Origin of the sequence: Archangium lansingense, assembly GCF_026626635.1 — a bacterium.
GTDB lineage: Bacteria > Myxococcota > Myxococcia > Myxococcales > Myxococcaceae > Archangium > Archangium lansingense.
Window position 1 is genome coordinate 5,641,093 of sequence record NZ_JAPNKA010000001.1, and the last position, 18,293, is coordinate 5,659,385.

Annotated in this window: 19 protein-coding genes; all 19 read right to left on the reverse strand. The window is 69.4% G+C overall.

The window, feature by feature from the left end; translation table 11 throughout:
• Positions 1-32 precede the first annotated feature (32 nt).
• Positions 33-1,268 carry a hypothetical protein gene (locus OV287_RS23195; RefSeq protein ID WP_267536215.1) on the reverse strand — a complete coding sequence of 412 codons (1,236 nt, stop codon included), beginning with the start codon at positions 1,266-1,268 and terminating at the stop codon, positions 33-35.
• 274 nt (positions 1,269-1,542) lie between these two features.
• On the reverse strand, positions 1,543-2,601 hold the full coding sequence (locus tag OV287_RS23200; RefSeq protein ID WP_267536216.1) for a hypothetical protein: 1,059 nt from the start codon (positions 2,599-2,601) through the stop codon (positions 1,543-1,545).
• Between the two features lie 32 nt (positions 2,602-2,633).
• Positions 2,634-3,323, reverse strand: a complete 690-nt coding sequence (locus OV287_RS23205) for a hypothetical protein (RefSeq protein ID WP_267536217.1) — start codon at positions 3,321-3,323, stop codon at positions 2,634-2,636.
• A gap of 109 nt (positions 3,324-3,432) precedes the next feature.
• Positions 3,433-3,870 carry an excinuclease ATPase subunit gene (locus OV287_RS23210; protein WP_267536218.1) on the reverse strand — a complete coding sequence of 146 codons (438 nt, stop codon included), beginning with the start codon at positions 3,868-3,870 and terminating at the stop codon, positions 3,433-3,435.
• A 12-nt stretch (positions 3,871-3,882) separates the two neighbouring features.
• The gene (locus OV287_RS23215; RefSeq protein ID WP_267536219.1) at positions 3,883-5,121 is read right to left on the reverse strand and encodes a beta-ketoacyl-ACP synthase; all 1,239 of its coding nucleotides are present in this window, start codon (positions 5,119-5,121) and stop codon (positions 3,883-3,885) included.
• On the reverse strand, positions 5,118-5,849 hold the full coding sequence (gene fabG / locus OV287_RS23220) for a 3-oxoacyl-ACP reductase FabG (protein WP_267536220.1): 732 nt from the start codon (positions 5,847-5,849) through the stop codon (positions 5,118-5,120). The genes OV287_RS23215 and fabG overlap by 4 nt, the downstream gene beginning before the upstream one ends.
• Complete coding sequence (locus OV287_RS23225; protein ID WP_267536221.1) at positions 5,849-6,319, reverse strand: hotdog family protein; 471 nt, start codon at positions 6,317-6,319, stop codon at positions 5,849-5,851. The genes fabG and OV287_RS23225 overlap by 1 nt, the downstream gene beginning before the upstream one ends.
• Positions 6,319-7,500: a beta-ketoacyl-ACP synthase gene (locus OV287_RS23230; protein WP_267536222.1), complete on the reverse strand. Its 1,182-nt coding sequence runs from the start codon at positions 7,498-7,500 to the stop codon at positions 6,319-6,321. The genes OV287_RS23225 and OV287_RS23230 overlap by 1 nt, the downstream gene beginning before the upstream one ends.
• Positions 7,501-7,504: 4 nt before the next feature.
• Positions 7,505-8,071 (reverse strand): DUF3261 domain-containing protein, encoded by a 567-nt coding sequence (locus OV287_RS23235; RefSeq protein ID WP_267536223.1) that lies wholly within the window; start codon positions 8,069-8,071, stop codon positions 7,505-7,507.
• Positions 8,059-9,288, reverse strand: coding sequence for an NAD(P)/FAD-dependent oxidoreductase (locus tag OV287_RS23240; RefSeq protein WP_267536224.1), 1,230 nt, complete (start codon positions 9,286-9,288; stop codon positions 8,059-8,061). The genes OV287_RS23235 and OV287_RS23240 overlap by 13 nt, the downstream gene beginning before the upstream one ends.
• Entirely contained in the window at positions 9,285-11,579 is a 2,295-nt protein-coding gene (locus tag OV287_RS23245; RefSeq protein WP_267536225.1) for an MMPL family transporter, read from the reverse strand. Before OV287_RS23245 ends, OV287_RS23240 begins: the two co-directional genes overlap by 4 nt.
• The gene (locus OV287_RS23250; RefSeq protein WP_267536226.1) at positions 11,569-12,177 is read right to left on the reverse strand and encodes a LolA family protein; all 609 of its coding nucleotides are present in this window, start codon (positions 12,175-12,177) and stop codon (positions 11,569-11,571) included. The genes OV287_RS23245 and OV287_RS23250 overlap by 11 nt, the downstream gene beginning before the upstream one ends.
• The gene (locus OV287_RS23255; protein WP_267536227.1) at positions 12,174-12,593 is read right to left on the reverse strand and encodes an acyl-CoA thioesterase; all 420 of its coding nucleotides are present in this window, start codon (positions 12,591-12,593) and stop codon (positions 12,174-12,176) included. The genes OV287_RS23250 and OV287_RS23255 overlap by 4 nt, the downstream gene beginning before the upstream one ends.
• Complete coding sequence (locus OV287_RS23260) at positions 12,583-14,145, reverse strand: HAL/PAL/TAL family ammonia-lyase (protein ID WP_267536228.1); 1,563 nt, start codon at positions 14,143-14,145, stop codon at positions 12,583-12,585. Before OV287_RS23260 ends, OV287_RS23255 begins: the two co-directional genes overlap by 11 nt.
• Positions 14,114-15,064 (reverse strand): lysophospholipid acyltransferase family protein, encoded by a 951-nt coding sequence (locus OV287_RS23265; protein WP_267536229.1) that lies wholly within the window; start codon positions 15,062-15,064, stop codon positions 14,114-14,116. The genes OV287_RS23260 and OV287_RS23265 overlap by 32 nt, the downstream gene beginning before the upstream one ends.
• On the reverse strand, positions 15,061-15,798 hold the full coding sequence (locus OV287_RS23270) for a glycosyltransferase family 2 protein (protein ID WP_267536230.1): 738 nt from the start codon (positions 15,796-15,798) through the stop codon (positions 15,061-15,063). Before OV287_RS23270 ends, OV287_RS23265 begins: the two co-directional genes overlap by 4 nt.
• The gene (locus tag OV287_RS23275) at positions 15,795-17,489 is read right to left on the reverse strand and encodes an ApeI family dehydratase (protein WP_267536231.1); all 1,695 of its coding nucleotides are present in this window, start codon (positions 17,487-17,489) and stop codon (positions 15,795-15,797) included. The genes OV287_RS23270 and OV287_RS23275 overlap by 4 nt, the downstream gene beginning before the upstream one ends.
• Positions 17,482-18,033, reverse strand: a complete 552-nt coding sequence (locus tag OV287_RS23280; RefSeq protein WP_267536232.1) for a COG4648 family protein — start codon at positions 18,031-18,033, stop codon at positions 17,482-17,484. Before OV287_RS23280 ends, OV287_RS23275 begins: the two co-directional genes overlap by 8 nt.
• Complete coding sequence (locus OV287_RS23285; protein WP_267536233.1) at positions 18,030-18,287, reverse strand: acyl carrier protein; 258 nt, start codon at positions 18,285-18,287, stop codon at positions 18,030-18,032. The genes OV287_RS23280 and OV287_RS23285 overlap by 4 nt, the downstream gene beginning before the upstream one ends.
• Between the last annotated feature and the right edge of the window lie 6 nt (positions 18,288-18,293).

An 18,293-nucleotide genomic window follows, 5' to 3' on the forward strand; every position in this document is an offset into this window, starting at 1 on the left:
GATGGCTGTCCTCACCCGTTTCCCAACGACTTCTACGCGGGGGCAGGAGGAACCGATTCTGCCGGTGCTGCGCTGGCTGCCGACGCTGCCGCGCGCTGGAGCGGCCTTCGATTCGACAGGTGAGACGCAACGGCGATGAGCGGCACCACGGCGGCGCCCAAGAAGGGAACCAGCTGCAACAGTGAGAATGCCAGCAGCAGGCTGACGCGAACGACGCGCGCCACGAGCCGGTGCTTCCATCGCCCGTGCGCAGCCACCGCGCTGGCGCTGGAGAGACGCAGCACGCAAAGCCCTGCCACCAGCCCGATGACCGGCACCGCGCCGATGAGCGCAAGCAGGGGCAGAATCCGCAGCAGCGCGCGATCCGCCGCCCGGAGGAACATCCGGATGTCGTCTGGCGCGGGGAAGGCCTTGGCGCCGCACCGCGCACAGCACGCATCAGGCCCGCCCGTTTCGAGTGGCTCGGCGCAGGCGCGGCAGCGACAGCGGGCGAGCAGCGCAAAGACGTGGGCCTGCGTGTCCGCGACCGGTGTGCGCGTGGTGCGGCCAATCACATCGAGTGCACTCGGGTCGCGCAGCGCACCACAGCCTGGACAACGCAGCGCCACGCGATGCGTTGACGTGGCACAGGCAGGGCACGCGATACGCTCCGACTCCTCCCGCGCTCGGAGGATGAAATAGGCACCGGTGACCAGCCCGGTGATCGGCAGCACGGCGATGATCGCGGCCGTTGGCGCGAAGGCGCACAGCGCAATCCCACCGATGGCGAAGAGCAGCTCTCCCGCCTCCAGCACCATGAGGACGCCCAGCTCATCCGCGCCAGGGATGGCTTCCAGTCCCTGGCGAATCCGCGTGTGCACCTGCGCGAACACGAGCGTCAGCGCGCCCATCGCGCCCACCACCACGCCCCCGAGGAGGAGCGCCGAGGCGGGACGCTCGGCCGAGGAGGCGAAAGCCCCCACCCGGTAGCCCGCGAAAACCATCCCGGACACCGTGGCTGTCGCGACGGCAGCGCGCCAGCTCCACGGGCCCACGCGCGGCCACACCGCTTCGACGTGGCCCCACACGAAACGCTGCGCCGACCAGACTGCAAAGACGGTTCCAATCAACACCGTCGCCAGGAGCGTGGAATAGGGCGGGGCGCCTCGACCACCCGCGCCCGCCTCGAATGCGCCGAAGGCCACGAGCAGAACGGTGGTGGAGGAGGCCACCAGGGGGCGGCTCCCAAAGTACGGCACGGCGGCCAGGACTGCTAAGTAGCTTCCCACGCTATCTCCTCTCACTCGGCCACGGGTCGACAGCGCGGAGCCCACTTTGGAGCGCCGCGTCACCCGGGGTCAAGGCGTGGAACTGCGGTGCATAAGGATGACGCGAACACGCGCTACCCATTGCATGCGTGTGCCTTTTTCGGCGTGGAAGCCTTCTGGAGACGCGTCGCAGGTGGAGGTGGGCGGCTTGTCGACGCGCCGTCCATCACGCGGCCACCGTGCCATGCTTCTTGATGGCCGACACCATGGGCTGGACCGGAGGCTTACGCAAGGACTACGGACGGAGGGGGGCGGCGTCCTGGATGACGAGGGGGATGACGGGCCGACCGTCGCTCCAGACCCCGAGTGAGCTGTGCTCCGGCGTGTCACCGAGCGCGTACTGACAGTCAGTCCCGTCGTAGGCGCAGCTCCTCAACGCGTCCCAGACCTTCCAGACGAAGTTCCAGTCGTAGGCATCTGCCCGGCCGCCATAGCCGGGGCCCCCCGCGGACACGCCATGCCTGCTCGACAGCGGAGGAGTGCCATGGCGGTCGGTGCGGATCATCACGAGATCCTTGTTCTCGTCGGGGATGTGCCCGAGCTTCGGGAACACCGCGTTGCAACTCGAGTGGGCCTTGCCCTTCTCGGAGATGATCCCTTCCTCGCTCGAGTGGCACTGCAGTTTGACCGACGCGGGAATGCCGTCCAGGGTCTCGTCCAATCCGCCCTCGCCATCAGTCCCTCCGTCGTGCGGATCCTCGAGGAAGATCGCCCGCGGCGTGGGCAATCCGATGGACGCATGGCGGTTGGCGAGATTCGCCGTGAGGATTCCGCCGAACGAGAAGCCGAAGTAGCTCGTCCTCTCGAGCTGCGGCCGTACGCGCCCAGGCCCGTTCAGGAACTCGAGCCCGCTCTGAATTCCCACGCGCGCGGACGTCATGCAAGGCTCGATGTCGAACGCGCCCGCGCACGGAAACGCCAACCCGGTCTGCCATCGTGGATAGATGACCACATTGCCCTTTCGGACCGTGTGCCGGATGAGCTCGTACATCATGTCGTAGCCCGAGTACTCCGCGTACCCGTGCAGGATGATGGCGAGCGGCGCCGATGCCGGCTGCGGGTGGATGGGCTCGAACACGTACCAGCCGTAGACGCCCTCGCCGCCCGAGCTCACTCGCATGTCCGCATGCGGGTAGTCGCTCCCACCCGGCCCGCTCGGAGGCTGCGCGGGTTGTTGGCTCCCGGTCTCGCCCGTGGTCTCTCGCGGCCCCGGTGGAGCGCAGCCTCCCGTCACGAGCACGCCGAGCATGACCATGAGCGCCAGTGTCCTGTTTCGTTCATGGAGCTCACGCATGGGTTTCCCCTGTCCCTTCGCGACTCGCGCCGTCATTGCTTGAACTCCCAGCCAATGAAGACCATGGGGACGAGTGTCCAGATGGCCTGCCGCACATCGCGCGCGTCGAGGATCTCTCGCGTGGACGAGATGGTTGTCGTGGCCACATGTCCATCCGCCCCCAGGAGCTTCAGGTCGACCCCGACCACCAGCCGATGGGGACCGTCTCCGAACCGCCAGCCTCCGCGAACGTTCGCTCCGGAGGCGAAGTTCACCAACCCTTCGCCGGCCATGTTCATGCTCTGCGAGTGCACCGCCCCGGCCCCGGTGACTCCATGCTTCGTCTGAAGCATGATGCCCAGCCCCAGGACAACGCCTCCGGCGACGAAGGCGCGTTCGGTGAGGTCGAGCTCGGCCATCAGCGTGACGTGACTCATGCCGAGCGCCGAGACACGTGACGCGGCCGGGTCTTCGATATCCCGGAGAAAGCCCCCGAGCTGGCCAATCTCCGCGACCAGGCCCAGCCGGCCGAGCTGAACACCAGGGCGAAGGGCGAGCCCACCCGCCAGCGCCCCCTCCGGGAAGAAGAAGCCGCCTCCACCGAGCTGAACGCCAAAGCGGAACGGGGGGCCGGCGTGGCTCGCAGGAGATGGGGAAGTGCCGTCGGAGACGCTGGATGGGTCACCCTGCGCGGCAGCGGTGCCGGCGACGAGCAGGCACGACCAGAGCAGGGGCACCTTCATGGCCACCATCCTTTCACGAACACGAGTCTCGAAGGAGCGCACGCCGCGAGTGGACCATGTCTGCACCGGGCCAGGCCACTGCTCCAGGGAGCCGCCCTCGGGCCCGGGGTTACCGGGCGACCTTCGCGTATGTCCCCTTGAGGGAGACGCCAACGACGAACGCGCCCGCGTGGCACTCATACGCGGTGGCGTTCTTGTACTCGCTCTTCTTGTAGTAGCTGACGATGTCGACCACGGCGTTGGCGCCGGACTTCTTCGCCGACTCCTGCAGGGCGATCAGCGCAGAGAGGGCGGCCCACTTGCAGCCGAACTCGTCCGTCTTCCCCACGCTGTTGGTCTTCTTGTTGCTGACGTCACTCTTCAGGGTGTCGAGCACCTTCGGCGTCTTCTGCCCCGCCAGGTAGAACTTCACCGAGCCATCAAGCTTCCCCTTCGCCTCGGGCATCTCCAGCACGTCGGCGAGCGGCAGGTGGAGCACGGTGTCGCGTGCCAGGGCGGGGCTGGAGAGGGTGAGCGCGAGCAGCGACAGGTGCAGCGTCTTCTTCATCGTGTTCCTCCATCAGGCCCATCGGCGGAAGATCAACGAGGTGTTGATGCCGCCAAAAGCGAAGTTGTTGCTCATCACGGTGTCGGTCTGGATGTTGCGACCTTCTCCCATGAGGTAGTCCAGAGGAGCGCAGCGGGGATCCACCTGCCCGGGGGCGAGGTGCAGTGTCGGGGCGAACCAGCCCGAGCGCATCATCTCGAGGGTCATCCATGCCTCCAGCGCGCCGCAGGCCCCCAGCGTGTGGCCCATGTAGCTCTTCAGCGACGAGATGGCGATGCCCTCTCCGAAGACAGAGTGCGTGGCCGCGCTCTCCGCGAGGTCTCCATGCTCCGTGGCCGTGCCGTGGGCGTTCACGTAGGCGATCTCCGAGGGGGGAATCGCCGCGTCCTCCAGCGCCAGCCGCATGGCCTGGGCCATGGTGTCCGAGCTGGGCTGGGTGACGTGCCGGCCGTCGCTGTTGGTCCCATAGCCGATGAGCTCGGCGTGGATCTTCGCGCCTCGCGCCCGGGCGTGCTCCAACTCCTCCAGCACCAGGGTGCAGGCGCCTTCTCCCAGCACCAGGCCATCCCGCTGCGAGTGGAAGGGCCGGGGGCTCTGCTCCGGCGTGTCGTTGTGCTTCGTGCTCGTGGCGAACAAGGTGTCGAACACGGCCGCTCCGGTGGCGTCGAGCTCCTCGGCGCCCCCCGCGAGCATGGCCACCTGCCGTCCCAGCTTGATGGCCTCGTAGGCATAGCCGATGCCCTGGCTGCCCGAGGTGCACGCGCTGGAGGTGGTGATGATGCGTCCCGTGATGCCAAAGAAGACGCCGATGTTCACCGCGGCCGTGTGGGACATCATCCGCAGGTACGTCGTGGCGTTGATGCCCTCGGTGGTCTTCTCCGTCACCATCTGGCCGAAGTCCCCCAGGCTGGAAGGCGTCCCCGCGGAGGAGCCGTAGGAGATGCCCAGCCGGCCGCTCTTCACCAGCGGCTCTCCCAGGAGTCCCGCGTCCGCGAGCGCGAACTCACTGGCGCGCGTGGCCATCAGCGCCACCCGTCCCATGCTGCGCGTGTTCTTGCGGGAGTAGAGCTGCGCGGGCAGCTCGAAGGGAGCGGCGGGCGCGCCGAGCCACGTGTTCAGGCCCTGGTACTGCTTCCACTCCTCCATCACCTGCACGGCGTTGCGGAGCGACCTCAGCCTCGCCTCCACCGACTTCCAGTCGTGGCCCAGGGGGCTGATGGCGCCGATGCCGGTAACGACGACCCTCCTCATCCGAACATCCCCCCGTTCACCGAGATGACCTGCCGCGTGATGTAGCTGGCCTCCTCTTTCATGAGGAAGCTGACCACGGCCGCCACCTCCTCGGGGGTCCCCATGCGCTGGGCGGGGATGAGCTTGAGCGCGTGCTCGAGCACGTGGGGGTCCACCATCTCCGTGTCGATGAGCCCGGGGGCCACGCAGTTCACCGTGATGTCGCGCTTGGCCAGCTCCACCGCCAGGGCCTTGGTCGCGCCGATGATGCCGGCCTTCGCCGCGCTGTAGTTCACCTGCCCCCGGTTGCCGATGAGGCCGGAGACCGAGGACAGGGTGACGATGCGCCCCGGCTTGCGCCGCCGCACCAGGGGCATGGTGAGCGGGTTGAGCACGTTGTAGAAGGCATCGAGGTTGGTATGGATGACCGCGTCCCAGTCCTCCGCGGGCATGGACGGGAAGGTGTTGTCCCGGGCGACCCCCGCGTTGCACACCACGCCGTAGTAGCAGCCGTGCGCCTCCACATCGGCGAGCAGCGCCTGCTGCGTCGCGGCGCGGTCGGACACGTCGAACTGGAGCACGCGGACCTTGCGCCCCAGCTCGCGAATCTGCCCGGCCACGGCCTCCGCCTGCTCGAGCTGGCTGCGGCAGTGCAGCACGACGTCGAAGCCGTCGCGCGCCAGGCGCAGCGCGATGGCGCGGCCAATGCCCCGGCTCGAGCCCGTCACCAGCACCGTTTGCTCACTCATCAGTCTCCACCCTCGGTCTCCAGCCTCGATGCTTCGCTTCCATCCGGTGGTTCGAACACCGTCAGCGCGGCCGTGGCCACCGTCTCGCCATCCATCGCGATGCGACAGTCGAACTGGCCCAGACCGTTCTCCGCCCAGAACTGCCGGCGGACCTCGATGCGCAGCCGCTCTCCCGCCTTGAAGGCGGGCCGGCCGCAGTCGTAACTGCGGGTGCCGAGCAGGAACCCATTCTTCGGCGTCTCGCCGCGTTGCCGCGCGTGCCAGCCGGCCCAGGCGGCGATCGCCTGGGCCATGAGCTCGACGCCCACCCATCCTCCCACGCCGCCATTCTCGAAGAAGAGACAGTCCTCGCGGATGGTCACCTCGGCCACCAGGCTCTCCTCGTCGCCCTCGAGGGCCCGGTCGAGCAGGCTCATGCGGCCGGTGTGGGGGACCAGCTCGGCGATGGTGTAGTCGGTGACCGTGGACATCAGGCGCTTCCCAGGATGAGGACGGCGTTGCTTCCGCCAAAGGCGAAGGAGTTGCTCAGAACATAGCGGAGCGGGCGCCCCAGCGTGTAGCCGCGTTTCACCAGGGAGAGGGCGGGGAGCGAGGGATCCGCCTCCCCATCCCACCAGTGGGGAGGCAGGCGGCCCTGGGGGTTGCCGGTCAGGGTGAGCCAGCAGATCGCCGCCTCGAGGGCGCCCGCGGCCCCCAGCGTGTGGCCGGTGAGCGGCTTGGTCGAGCTGGCCGGAATGTCCCCGCCGAGCAGCGCATGCACCGCGTGGCTCTCCATGGCGTCGTTCTGGGGGGTCGCGGTTCCGTGCAGGTTGACGTAATCGAGCTCGGAGGGAGCGAGGCCCGCGCGCTCCAGCGCGGCCCGCATGGCGGCCAGCGCTCCCCGGCCCCCGGGCTCCGGCGCGGAGATGTGGTGGGCGTCCGAGGACTCGCCCCAGCCCGCGAGCCGCACGGGCCCCGGCTCGCGCGTCATCACGAACAGGGCCGCGCCCTCGCCGATGTTGATGCCGCGGCGGTTCACGCTCATGGGGTTGCAGCGCGCCTCGCTCACCGAGTCGAGCGCGGAGAAGCCGGCCACGGTGAAGCGGCACAGGGCGTCGGCGCCGCCCGTCACCACCGCATCGGCCATTCCCGCCCGTAGCAGGCGCGCGGCGCTGGCCAGGGCCTTGGCGCTGGAGGAGCAGGCCGTGGAGATGACGAAGGACGGGCCGGTCACGCCCAGCACGTGGTTCAGCGCCAGGGCCGGCGAGCCCAGCTCCTGCTGCCGTATGTGGAATTCCGGAGGCATCTGGCCCGTGGTCAGGTACCTGGCGATGGCGGTCTCGCTCTCGCCGATGCCCGAGGTGCTGGTGCCGAGGACGATGGCCACGCGCTCCCGCCCGTAGCGGGCGATGGCCGCATCGACGGCGGGACGGAGCTCCGCCAGCGCAGTGAGCAGCAGCGCGTTGTTCCGGCTGCGCAGGGGCGCGGGGAGCACCCCTGTCTCCGCGAGCGGTGACGTGACGAGCCCCACGTGCAGTGTCTTCGCGGCGAAGCCATCGCTGGGGGCCACGCCCGTCGGCGCGTCGCCGAAGAGGGCCGCGGTCACCTCCTGCTTGCCGCGGCCCATGGCACAGACGAGGCCCAGTTGATTGAGGAAGACGGGTGGATTCATGGGGTCATTCATCGGCCGGGCGGGACTCGATGGTCAGCCGGTAGTGCTCCGCGTGGTTGAGCAACTCCGCGCGCCCCACATGGCGCGGCTCGCCATCGTATTGCACCGTCACCCATTCCCTGCCGGCCTCGAGCAGGGCGCGACGGCCAGGGCTCTCCTCCAGGGTCCAGCCTGGCGGGAGGGCGGAGCGGAGCGCCTCGGCTGGCCAGTAGACCAGCTGGACGTCCCGGAGGACCTGGCGCGACTGGAGCTGAGCGGGCACGTGCGGGTCCCGCTGCTCCGCGAGCACGGTGCCATCCCACTGCATCGTGAACACGCGCCGGCCGAGCATGAATCCAGCCAGACGCAGCGCCGAGGTGTCGATCTCCAGCAGGGCCTCGAGGGAGCGGGGGCCTTCCGGGTCGGCGTCGTGAGCGAAGCTCAGGTTCTGTGCCAGGCTCACGGCTTCACCGAACGCGGCCGGAGAGAGCTCGAGCACGGGCAGAGACACCGCGGGCGCCGCGGGCCGGGTGGGCGTCGTGGCGCATGCGGCGAGATGGAGCAGGGCGGCGGTGGAAATCAGGTGGCGCACAGGGTCTCGAGCACCCCGAGCCGGCGCTTGCTGTCGGCCACGTAGGGGTTGTTCTTGTCCCAGGCATAGCCCGCGAGGATCGCGGAGATCATCCGGCGGACCTCCGGGGAGGCGTTCGGGTGGAAGAGGACCTGCTGGAAGCCTCCGGCGTACCAGGACTCGACAAAGGTGCGGAACGTATCCACGCCGGCCTTGAGCGGTACCGCGTAGTCGCGCTCCCAATCCACCGGCGCGCCAGCGAAGGTGCGAGCGAGGCAGTCCGATGCCAGGCTCGCCGACTTGAAGGCGATGGTCACGCCCGAGGAGAACACCGGGTCGAGGAACTCGCCAGCATTCCCCAGGAGCGCGAAGTTCCTGCCCCACAGCGACTTCACGTTGGAGGCGTAGCCGACGATCCTCCGCGCCGGCGTGTCCCAGACCGCGTCCTTCAACAGGGAGGAGAGCGAGGGGTCCTCCGCGACGATCGCCTTGAGGCGCTCGGTGTCCGTTCCCTGGTACTGCTCGAGGAACTCGCGCTTCGCCACCACGCCCAGGGAGCAGCGGCCGTTGGAGAAGGGGATGGTCCAGTACCACACGTGCACGTGCTCGGGATGCACGGTGATCCGGATCTTGTTCCGGTCGAAGCCGCCCGGAGCGACCCGGTCCTCGACGTGGGTGAAGAGGGCGCCACGCATCGGGAAGTTGGAGGGCGTCTCCAGCTTCAGGAGCTTCGGAAGGACCCGGCCGAAGCCGCTGGCATCCAGGAGGAAGCGGGCCTGGACACGGTACGTCTCGCCCTCGGGCGAGCGGGCGGTCACCTGGGGCTGCTCCCCGTCGACGTCGACGGACAGGACCTCGTGGCGGTAGCGCACGGTGGCCCCCATCCGCTCGGCGGCCTTCGCCAGCACCTCATCGAAGTGGGCGCGCTGCACCTGGTATGTGGTGCCCCAACCCGGGGAGAACTTCTCCCGGAAGTCGAAGTCCGTGAACTTGTCGCCACGCACGAAGGCCGCGCCGTTCTTGTACTGGAAGCCCGCCTCGACGACGTCGCGCAGCATCCCCGCCGCCTCGATGTACTCCATGCTCTGCGGCAGCAGGCTCTCTCCGATGGAGAAGCGAGGGAACTGCTCGCGTTCCAGGACAAGCACCTCGCGGCCCTGCTTGCGCAGAAGTCCCGCCGCCACCGAGCCCGCGGGGCCCGCGCCAATGATGAGGATCTCTGTCTTCTCGCTTTTCACGTGATGTCCTTGCCCGGAGGCATTCTGAAACAAGGGGTTAGAATCCAGATGGTCACCTCGCCCACGAGCATGGCGAGACCGAAGGTGCGCAGGGCCGGCGTGGCCGATAGCCCCAGGAGCCCGAAAGAGAGGAGAGTGCTCACGCCGGCCAGGGCCACCGCCAGCCACGCGGAGCCGTCGCCCGGGTGCTCCAACAGGAAGATGCCATAGTCCACGCCCATTCCCAGCAGGAGCAGCAGGCCCAGCACCGTGAACAGTTGCAGCGGCTCTCCGGTCCAGCCGAAGAAGGCGAGCGTGAGGAGGGTTCCCAGCACCGAGGGAACCCAGGCCCGCCAGGCCTCGCGCTTGAAGCGGGCGACCAGCGTCACCAGCACCGCCAGATAGCCCGCCACGATGAGCCCGCCCATGATTCGCCGGTAGCGGCCCAGCAGCCGGGAGATCTCCTCCGTCTTGTCCACCCAGCGCACGCCCTCCAGCCCACGCGCGGCCTCCGCCAGCCGGGAGAGGACCGACGGGCCGGCGATGCCCCGCAGCATCAGGACGCTGTACTGATTCTTTCCCAACGGGCCCAGCCACTGCTGCCGGATGGCCGGCGCGGCGGGACTGGAGAGAAACCGCGCGGGGGTGAGGATGTCATTCACGAACCGTGCGCGCGAGGGCTCCTCTCCCGTGGCGGCGGCGACGGCGGCCACGGCCTGTTGCTCCGCGCGGGCACTCAGCTCCGCATCCGCGCGCTGCTGCGCGGCGGGCGGCAGCCAGTCCGAGACGGCGCGGTAGCCGGTCAGGACCCCGTCCGCCACCAGCGCGTCCAGCCGCTGCTTCAGCGACACCTCACGTTGGAGGACCTGCTCTTCGTCCTCACCCTCGACGAGGAAGAGCTGGGCCGGGCTGGGCAGGCCCAGCAGTCTTCCCAGCTCGCGCTGGTCCTCGAGCAGGTTCGCGGGTGCCCCTTGCAGCTGGCGGATGTCATCGCGCGTCTCCAACCGCCACAGCCCTCCCGCGCTCACCACCAGGAGCCCCGCCATCGCCGGCCACCACCGTTTCTCGGAGGTGATGCGTGGCCAGCGCGACAGGGAGGCGGAGACACGCTCGGCGAACGCGGTCACCGGCAGGTCTCCGAGATCGAACGTGGGGAACCAGCAGAGCACGGTGAGGAACGCGCCCACCAGACCCGCGGCGGCGAACACCGCCATCTGGCGAAGGCCTGGAAAGGGCGTCAGTCCCAGCGCCAGGTAGGCCAACACGCTGGTGAGGAGCGCCAGGAGCATGCCGGGCAGGAGGAAGCGCATCACCCGGCCGCGCTCGGCGGCGGGCTTGCCCTGGCGGGCGGCGAAGTAGTGGAAGCCGTAGTCCTCCGCGACACCGACGAGGCTCGCGCCGAACACCAGGGTGAGGAGGTGGACCCGGTCGAAGAGCAGGGCGGTGACGCTCAGCGCCACGGCGCAGCCGATCATCAGGGACACCCCCACCAGCACGATGGGGCGCAGCGAGCGGAAGGTGAGCCAGACCAGCAGCAGCACGGCCACGAGGGAGCCGAGGCCGATGGTGGAGATCTCCCTGCTGGCCTGAGAGGCGGCGGCCTCCGCGTACAGCGGCACCCCCGCGGCCACCAACCGGCCCCCGGGAATGGCGCCCACCGCGGCCCGGGCGCGCTCCACGGCGGCCGTGACCTTCGCGTCGTCACCCAGGGCGAACGCCGACACCTGGCTCTGCCAGGTCAGCAGCACCCACTCGCGGCCCTCGCCGGAGAGCCAGAGCCGTCCGTCACGCGGCCTCGCCTCGTTCTCGGCGGCGCGGGCCGCCCACCAGTCGGGCCACAGGCCCAGCGGGTCGTCGCTCCAGTTGGTCAGCCTGGGGCCCGCAGGCTGGTACAGCTTCATCAGCGCCGTGCCGCCCAGCTCCTCCGACGTCGCGCGGGCCAGCCATGCGCGCTGGGCCGGTGTCAGCAACCGGTCCCGGTACGGGCGGTAGAACTCCACCGCGGCGTCCAGGGCGGTGGCGTCCACGCGGGCGGGCTCCAGCGGCGCACCGGCTTTGGAGAGCACCTCCGTGGCGGCCTCCGCCGCGCGCTGGGCGGATTCCCAATCCGGAGCGCCCACCAGCAGCACCAACTGCCGGCCCGACTCATCCGCGAGCTTCCGGGTGGCGGCGCCCACTTCGGGTGCCTGCTCATCCTCGGGTAGCAGCGCCAGGATGTCGGTCTCCAGCCGCGCCGAGCGCCAGAACCGGATCTGGTGCACGCCCACGGCGAGTACGAGCAGGGCCCAGACGATGGCCAGCCTATTTCCCAAGGCGCTCCGTCTCCGTGGCACTGGGCGGGGGAGTTTGCGCCAGCTGCGTGAACTGGATGAGGCTCGAGTCCCCGCTGGTCTCCTCCAGTTGCACCTGCCGCACGAACCGGTCGCCTTCCAGGCGGATGCCGCGGAAGACGCGTGCGAGTCCCGCGTCCGTCGGCGTGAGCGTCAGCCGCCAGCCGTCCGCGCCCACCAGCTCGCCCTCGACCCGGAAGCGCGTGGAGAGCGAGCCCACATCCCCGGAGAGGAGCGCGAAGAGGAACTCGTTCATGGCGGCCAGCGCCGGCTCGCGGCTCGCGTCCAGGTGGTAGGCGGCGCCGCCCGTCTTCTGCTCCGCGCTCAGCGACTTGCGGGTCAACGTCAGGGTCGAGGCGAAGGGCGCGCGGGTATCCCAGAGCAGTCCCTTCCCCCTCGACAGGAGGAACTCGCCACGGGAGAGCAGCGGCTTCTTGAAGCCGGCCACCGTCTTCTTCTGTTCGAACTGCCCCCGGAGGATCGGAGGGTCCGCCAGGCGCGAGCGGACGCCCGTCAGCAGCTCGGAGGCGCTGGCGGTGGTGCACAGCAGCACGCAGGCGAGGGCGAGCAGGCGCTTCATCCGGGCATCACCCCCAGCCGCTCCCACAGCACGCGGGGGCAGACGAACTGCATCTCCCGGGTTTCCACCGAGACGGCGACCTGGATGGTGTGGGCCTGGTTCACCTTGTGGCCGGTGTCCGCGTCACGGATGCGGTAGTCGATCCTCAGGCGGTTCTCCCATTCGGTGATTTCGGCGCGGATCCGCAGCTTCTGCCCGTAGCGCGCGGGCCGCACGTACTTCAGCCGCATGTCCACGATGGGCCACATGAAGCCCGACGCCTTCATCTGCGGGTAGTCATAGTCGAACTTCGACAGCAGCGCGCAGCGGGCCAGCTCGAGGTATTTCGCGTAGTTGCCGTGCCAGACGATGTCCATCGGGTCGAGGTCATGGAAGGCGGGGGACAGCTCGATCTCATGGCTGAGATCAGGCTTCATAGAGCCTCCACTCGCGGGCACGGATCGCCGTCAGGAGCCCCTGGAGCTCACGGTCCAGGGCGCGGTCCTCCTCCACCAGGGGGATACGCTTCCCCAGGTCCGCCTGCATGGCCGAGAGCGCGGGGCCGAGGCTCAGCTCGCCGTCCACGCGCTGGCGCAGCGCCACGCCCTGCCTGGTGGCGATGAGCATGGCGGCCACCACCTGCTCGGAGAGCTCCAGCACACGCAGGCAGTCTCGTGCGGCGATGGTGCCCATGCTCACCTTGTCCTGGTTGTGGCACTCGGTGGAGCGGGAGAAGATGGAGGCCGGCAGGGTCTGCTTGAGGGCCTCGGCGGTCCAGGCGGAGACGCTGATCTGCACCGCCTTGAGGCCATGGTTGATCGCCGCGCGCTCCCCGGTGGCACCGGAGAGATTGGGCGGCAGCCCGTGGTTGAAGCGGGAGTCGACCAGCAGCGCGAGCTGGCGGTCGAGCAGGTCGGCCACGTTGGCCACGGCGTTCTTCAGGCTGTCCATGGCGAAGGCGATGTGCCCGCCGTAGAAGTGGCCACCGTGGAGCACGCGCTCCCCATCCGGGTCGATGATGGGGTTGTCGTTGGCGCTGTTCAGCTCGTTCTCGATCTGCGTGCGGAAGAAGGGCAGCGCGTCCTCCAGGACGCCAATCACGTGCGGCGCGCAGCGCAGCGAGTAGCGGTCCTGCAGCCGCTTCTCGTTGCGGCTGGGCCGGTCCGCGGTGAGATCCACGCGCAGGCGGGCCGCCACGCGCTGGGGGCCCGCGTGAGGCTTCACCGCGAACAGCGCCTCGTCGAAGTGGTGGGCGTTGCCGGCGCTGGCCAGCACGTTGAAGGCGGTGATGCGCGTGGCCAGTTGGCACAGGTACTCGGCGCGCTCCCACGCCAGACAGGCCAGGGCGGTCATCACTGCCGTGCCGTTCATGATGGCCAGCCCCTCCTTGGGGCGCAGCCGCAGGGGCTTGATGCCGAGCTGGGCCAGGACCTCCGCCGCCGGCCGCCGGGCCCCGCGGTACCAGACCTCGCGCTCGCCGCAGAGCACCGCCGCCACGTAGGAGAGCGGGGTGAGGTCCCCACTGGCACCCACCGAGCCCTCGGCCGGAATCAGCGGCAGGATGTCGTGCCTGAGCAGCAGCTCGAGCTGCCTCAGCAGTGCCATGCCCACGCCGGAGACGCCCTGGGCGAGCGAGGCCAGCCGCGTCGCCAGCACGGCGCGCGTCTCCTCGGGCGTGAGGAACCGGCCCGCCCCGCAGCCGTGGTACGTGTAGAGGTGATGCGGCAGCTCCGGCACGAGCCTGGGCGGAATCGTGACGGTGCACGAGTCGCCGTAGCCGGTGGTCACGCCGTAGATGACCCCGTCCTCGGCCAGCAGCCGGTCGAGGAACTCCGCGCCCCGGGAGATCCGGCGCAGGAACTCAGGGGAGGTACTCAGCTCGGCACTGCATTCACGCCGCGAGAGCGCACACACGTCCTCGAGGGTGAGCCGGCTTCCATCGAAGTACACCGAGCGCTCAGGCTCGAGGCTTTGCAGAGACAGAGACATGGGCTTGGTCCCAGAAGGGGAAGAAGTTGAACCAGTCGAAGGGCGAGCGCTTCAGCAGCGCGGTCAGCCGCTCGGCATAGTGCTGGGCGTAGCCGCTCAGCGCCGCCTCGCGCCTGCCGCGAGGAAGCTCGACGCGCTCGGCCAGACACTCGAAGCGGATGGTGTAGCCGGGGCCCTCGTGGATGCAGCCCAGCAGATAGAGCGGGCACTTCAACAGGGCCGCCAGCACGTAGGGGCCCACGGGAAAGGGGGCGGGGTGGCCGAGGAACCCGACGCTCACCGTCTGGTTGGAATTCACCGGGACCCGGTCTCCCGCGATGACCACGAACTCGCCCGCGGCCACGCGCTCGTTCAACGCGACGGCGGTGGCCGGGCCCAGCTCGCTGACCTCCATCAGGCGCAGGTCGCTGTCCGGGTTGAGCCGCTTGAGCAGGCGGTTGAACTGCTCGGCGTGCCGGGTGTGCACCAGCAGGTTGAGCTTCACTTCACCACGCCGTTCGGCCATGGCGCGGCACAGCTCGAGACAGCCCATGTGGGCGGTGATGATGACGCCACCCTTGCCAGCCTTGGCCGCCTCGTAGAAGGACTCGCGTCCCTCGGTGCGCACTTGCTCGAAGCGGTAGCGGCCACTGACGGCCAGGAGCTTGTCGAGCATCGTCTCGGCGAAGAGCGCGACGTGGCGCAGGCTGTCCCGCCAGCCGGGCCGCCTGCCGAGCGCCCCGGTGGTGGCCTCCATCCTCTCCAGGTACTGCAAGGAGGCCTGGCGCACCAGTGGCCGGGCCAGCCAGTGCGCCGTGACCACCGGATAGAGACAGAGGCGGAACGGCCAGCGCCCCAGCAGCCGGTGAATCCAATAGAGCAGCCAGATTCCGGCGACGAAGGTGCTCTCGCCCATCTCGGCCCAATGCCGGGTTCTCACGCTGTCACCTTCCTCCACAGGAGCAGCGGCAGGCGCACCAGCATTCCGAGGAAGAGCCGGGCATGCATGCGGGAGATCCGCACGTTGTCCCAGAGGACATCGAAGTGGGAGATGCCGTCACTCGGGTAGCGGACAGGGGTGGGGTTGTTGACGATGCCCATCCCGCGCCAGAACAGCCGCACCAGGACCTCCACGTCGAAATCCATCCGCTTGCCCAGCTTCACCGTGTCGAGGAGCTGGACGGTGGGCTCCAGCGGGTAGACGCGGAAGCCGCACATGGAGTCACGGATGGTGAAGGACAGCGTGTTGATCCACACCCAGATGTGGGTGGCGTAGCGGCCATAGAGGCGGCCCTTGGGCACCGATGCGTCATAGACCGGGGTGCCGCAGATGAGCTTCTCGGGACTCTGCTCCGCCAGGTGCAGGAAGCGGGGGATGTCGGAGGTGTCGTGCTGGCCGTCGGCGTCGATCTGCAGCGCATGGCTGAAGCCCCGCTCCTTCGCCGCGCGCAGGCCGGCCATCATCGCGCCGCCCTTCCCCTGGTTCTCGGGGAGCCGGACGAGCTCGATGCCGGAGCGATCTCCCTCGGCCAGCGCGACCAGCACCGCCGCGCAGCCCGGCTCACTCCCGTCGTCGACCAGCACGCAGGGCAGGCCCTGAGCCCTCACACCGCCCACCACCGCGCCCACCGCCTCGCCGTGGTTGTAGACCGGAATCACCGCGCAGACCTTCATACATTGGCTCCGCCGAAGACGATTCGACCGCTGGCATGGACACCGGTGTCGGAAGTGAGCTTGAAATCGAGGCTTCCGCGCTCCTTCTTCCAGGTGAGCTCCAGTGTGAGACTCGTGCCGGGCTGGATGACCCGTTGGAACTTCAACGCCGCCAACCGCAGGAAGTCGGGGGGAAGCGTGAAGAGCTCGCGGCCGAAGTGGATGGCCCAGTGCACCTGGGTGACGCCGGGCAGGATGGGGGTGCCGGGGAAGTGGCCCTCGAAATACGGCGAGTCCGCCGAGGCCTCGAGGGTCAGCAGGGCGCGGTCGGCGGACTGCTCGAGCACTCGCGCCCGGGGCCGGCGGGGATCGAAGAGGGCGGCCAGTGACGCTTCGGTGGACTTTCCCTGGCTGTTGACTGGCATGGCCTCCAGATATCGGAACCGGCGCGGGAAGGCACTGGGCTCGAAGCGCGAAGTGAGCTGCTGCCTGAGCGCCTGGTTCAGGGCACGCTTGCCTTCCTCCCCATGCAGCTTCCAGCCGGCCTCCGAGGGCACCGCCACCACCGCCAGCCGGTGGCCGTCCTCGAGCGGCAGCACCCGGGCCTCGCGCAGCAGCCCACCCTCGAGCAGCGTCCGCTCCAGGGCGCTCAGCGACACGCGCTTCTCCTCGAGCTTCAGGAGGCGATCGCCCCTCCCGAGCAGCTCGAAGCCCTCCGGCAGCAGCCGCACGCGATCCTCGGTCCGCAGCCAGTCCCCCTCGGGCAGGTCCAGGTGCGGCGAGCGGACGGTCAGCATCTCCTCCCGGGTGCCCACCTCGACGCCGGGCATCACGCGCCAGGCGAGCGCGTCGTCCCCGGTGCGCTGCCTCCAGGCGATGCCGCCGGTCTCCGAGCTGCCGTAGACCTCGACGGGCGCCTGGCCCAGAAGCGCGCGACAGGCCTGTAACGCCTCGAGGGGCAGCGGGCCTCCCGAGGAGAACAGCGCGCGCAGGTTCCCGCGGACCTGGGCCCAGTCCAGCATGTCCGGCAGGCGCTTGAGGTGGGCGGGACTGGCGATCAGCCCGGCGGGGCCCTGTCGCAGCGCGGCCACGATGTCCTCGGGGTAGGTGAGGCCGTGGGCCGCGAAGGGCCGGCCCGCCGACAGCGGCCAGAGCACCCGGAAGAGCAGTCCGTAGATGTGCTGGTGCGAGACGGTGGAGACGACGCGGGCCTCGCCGAGCCGCTCCTCGAACAGGGCCGCCAGCGTCGCCACCTCGCGCGTCAGCTGGCGGAGGCGCTTGGGGATGGCGGTGGGCTCGCCGCTGGAGCCCGAGGTGTAGACCACCAGGGCTCGTGCCTCCGGGGAGAGCGGCGTCCATCCCCCCTCGCGCCCCTCGCCGGGCGACAGCGGTGCGTACTCCGCTGGAATCTTCCCGGCGAAGCCATCCACCTCGTCGCGCAGCCTCGCCAGCGTCGCGGGCTGGGCGTCGGCGGGGAGGTAGACGCACACGCCGGCATGCCACGCGCCGAGCAGGGCGGCGGAGAACTCGAAGGTGTCGTCGAAGTAGAGCGCCTGGCGCCGGCCACCGTGGCGCTCGAAGGCCGCACGCCAGCCCGCTGCCCGCACTACGAGGGACGCGAAGCCCAAGGCCTCGCCCTCGCGGAAGGCGACCGGATGCCCGGGGAGTCGCCCCCGGCTCATGAGCTGCTCGAGCCCGATGAGCTCAGCCATGGACGTGCCTTGCCCTCACCTGTTGCCTCACCACCCACTCCACGGCGAAGAGCACGCCCATCAGCACGTACGAGATGAGCCCGTTGTACAGCGCCCAGGTCTCATCACTGGCCCCAATCGCCGTGAAGAGCGCGATGCCTCCGTTGAGCACGAAGAACCCGCACCACACCTGCGTCACCCGGCGGGTGTAGGTCACCCCCGAAGCGGGGAGCTCGGGCTCGCGCAGGCGTGCCAGGCGCTCGATGACGCTGGGGGGATAGGCGAGGCTGGTGGCGAAGACGGCGAGCAGGACCGTGTTCACCAGGACCGGGTAGAGCTTCAACGGCAGGGCATGGTTGCCCAGCATGCTGGAGGCCGCGAGCGCGAGGGCGCCCACGGCCGCGGCCAGCCAGACACGCTCGCGCGTCGCCACCGCGCGCACCACGGCCATTCCCGCCAGCGGCAGGGCCATCCAGCGAGGCTCGAAGTGGCCCAGTCCCAGGTAGACCAGGGGCGGGTACGCGAGGCTCAGCAGGCCGAGCAGGGCCGGACGAAGGAACTTCACGCCGCGGCGGACTCGTCGAGGAGCCCGTGCAGGACATCGACCACGTCCTGCAGCGTACGCACCGACTTGAAGACCTCTGGAGGCACGCGCTTGCCGGCCACCGGCTTGAGCTGCACGAGCAGATCGATCGCATCGATGCTGTCGATGTCCAGATCGTCATGGAGCCGGGCCTCGGGGGTGATCCGTGCCGGCTCGATGTCGAAGGTCTCCTGCAGGATCGCGCTCAGCCGCTCGAACAATTGATGCTTGGTCATGGTGAC

Bases quoted from the DNA above. Each gene is read 5' to 3' on its own strand.
- OV287_RS23210 (WP_267536218.1), bottom strand. From the start codon at position 3,870: ATGAAGAAGACGCTGCACCTGTCGCTGCTCGCGCTCACCCTCTCCAGC.
- OV287_RS23285 (WP_267536233.1), bottom strand. From the start codon at position 18,287: ATGACCAAGCATCAATTGTTCGAGCGGCTGAGCGCGATCCTGCAGGAG.
- fabG (WP_267536220.1), bottom strand. From the start codon at position 5,849: ATGAGTGAGCAAACGGTGCTGGTGACGGGCTCGAGCCGGGGCATTGGC.
- OV287_RS23225 (WP_267536221.1), bottom strand. From the start codon at position 6,319: ATGTCCACGGTCACCGACTACACCATCGCCGAGCTGGTCCCCCACACC.
- OV287_RS23260 (WP_267536228.1), bottom strand. From the start codon at position 14,145: ATGTCTCTGTCTCTGCAAAGCCTCGAGCCTGAGCGCTCGGTGTACTTC.
- OV287_RS23230 (WP_267536222.1), bottom strand. From the start codon at position 7,500: ATGAATCCACCCGTCTTCCTCAATCAACTGGGCCTCGTCTGTGCCATG.
- OV287_RS23275 (WP_267536231.1), bottom strand. From the start codon at position 17,489: ATGGCTGAGCTCATCGGGCTCGAGCAGCTCATGAGCCGGGGGCGACTC.
- OV287_RS23205 (WP_267536217.1), bottom strand. From the start codon at position 3,323: ATGAAGGTGCCCCTGCTCTGGTCGTGCCTGCTCGTCGCCGGCACCGCT.
- OV287_RS23270 (WP_267536230.1), bottom strand. From the start codon at position 15,798: ATGAAGGTCTGCGCGGTGATTCCGGTCTACAACCACGGCGAGGCGGTG.
- OV287_RS23215 (WP_267536219.1), bottom strand. From the start codon at position 5,121: ATGAGGAGGGTCGTCGTTACCGGCATCGGCGCCATCAGCCCCCTGGGC.
- OV287_RS23250 (WP_267536226.1), bottom strand. From the start codon at position 12,177: ATGAAGCGCCTGCTCGCCCTCGCCTGCGTGCTGCTGTGCACCACCGCC.
- OV287_RS23255 (WP_267536227.1), bottom strand. From the start codon at position 12,593: ATGAAGCCTGATCTCAGCCATGAGATCGAGCTGTCCCCCGCCTTCCAT.
- OV287_RS23200 (WP_267536216.1), bottom strand. From the start codon at position 2,601: ATGCGTGAGCTCCATGAACGAAACAGGACACTGGCGCTCATGGTCATG.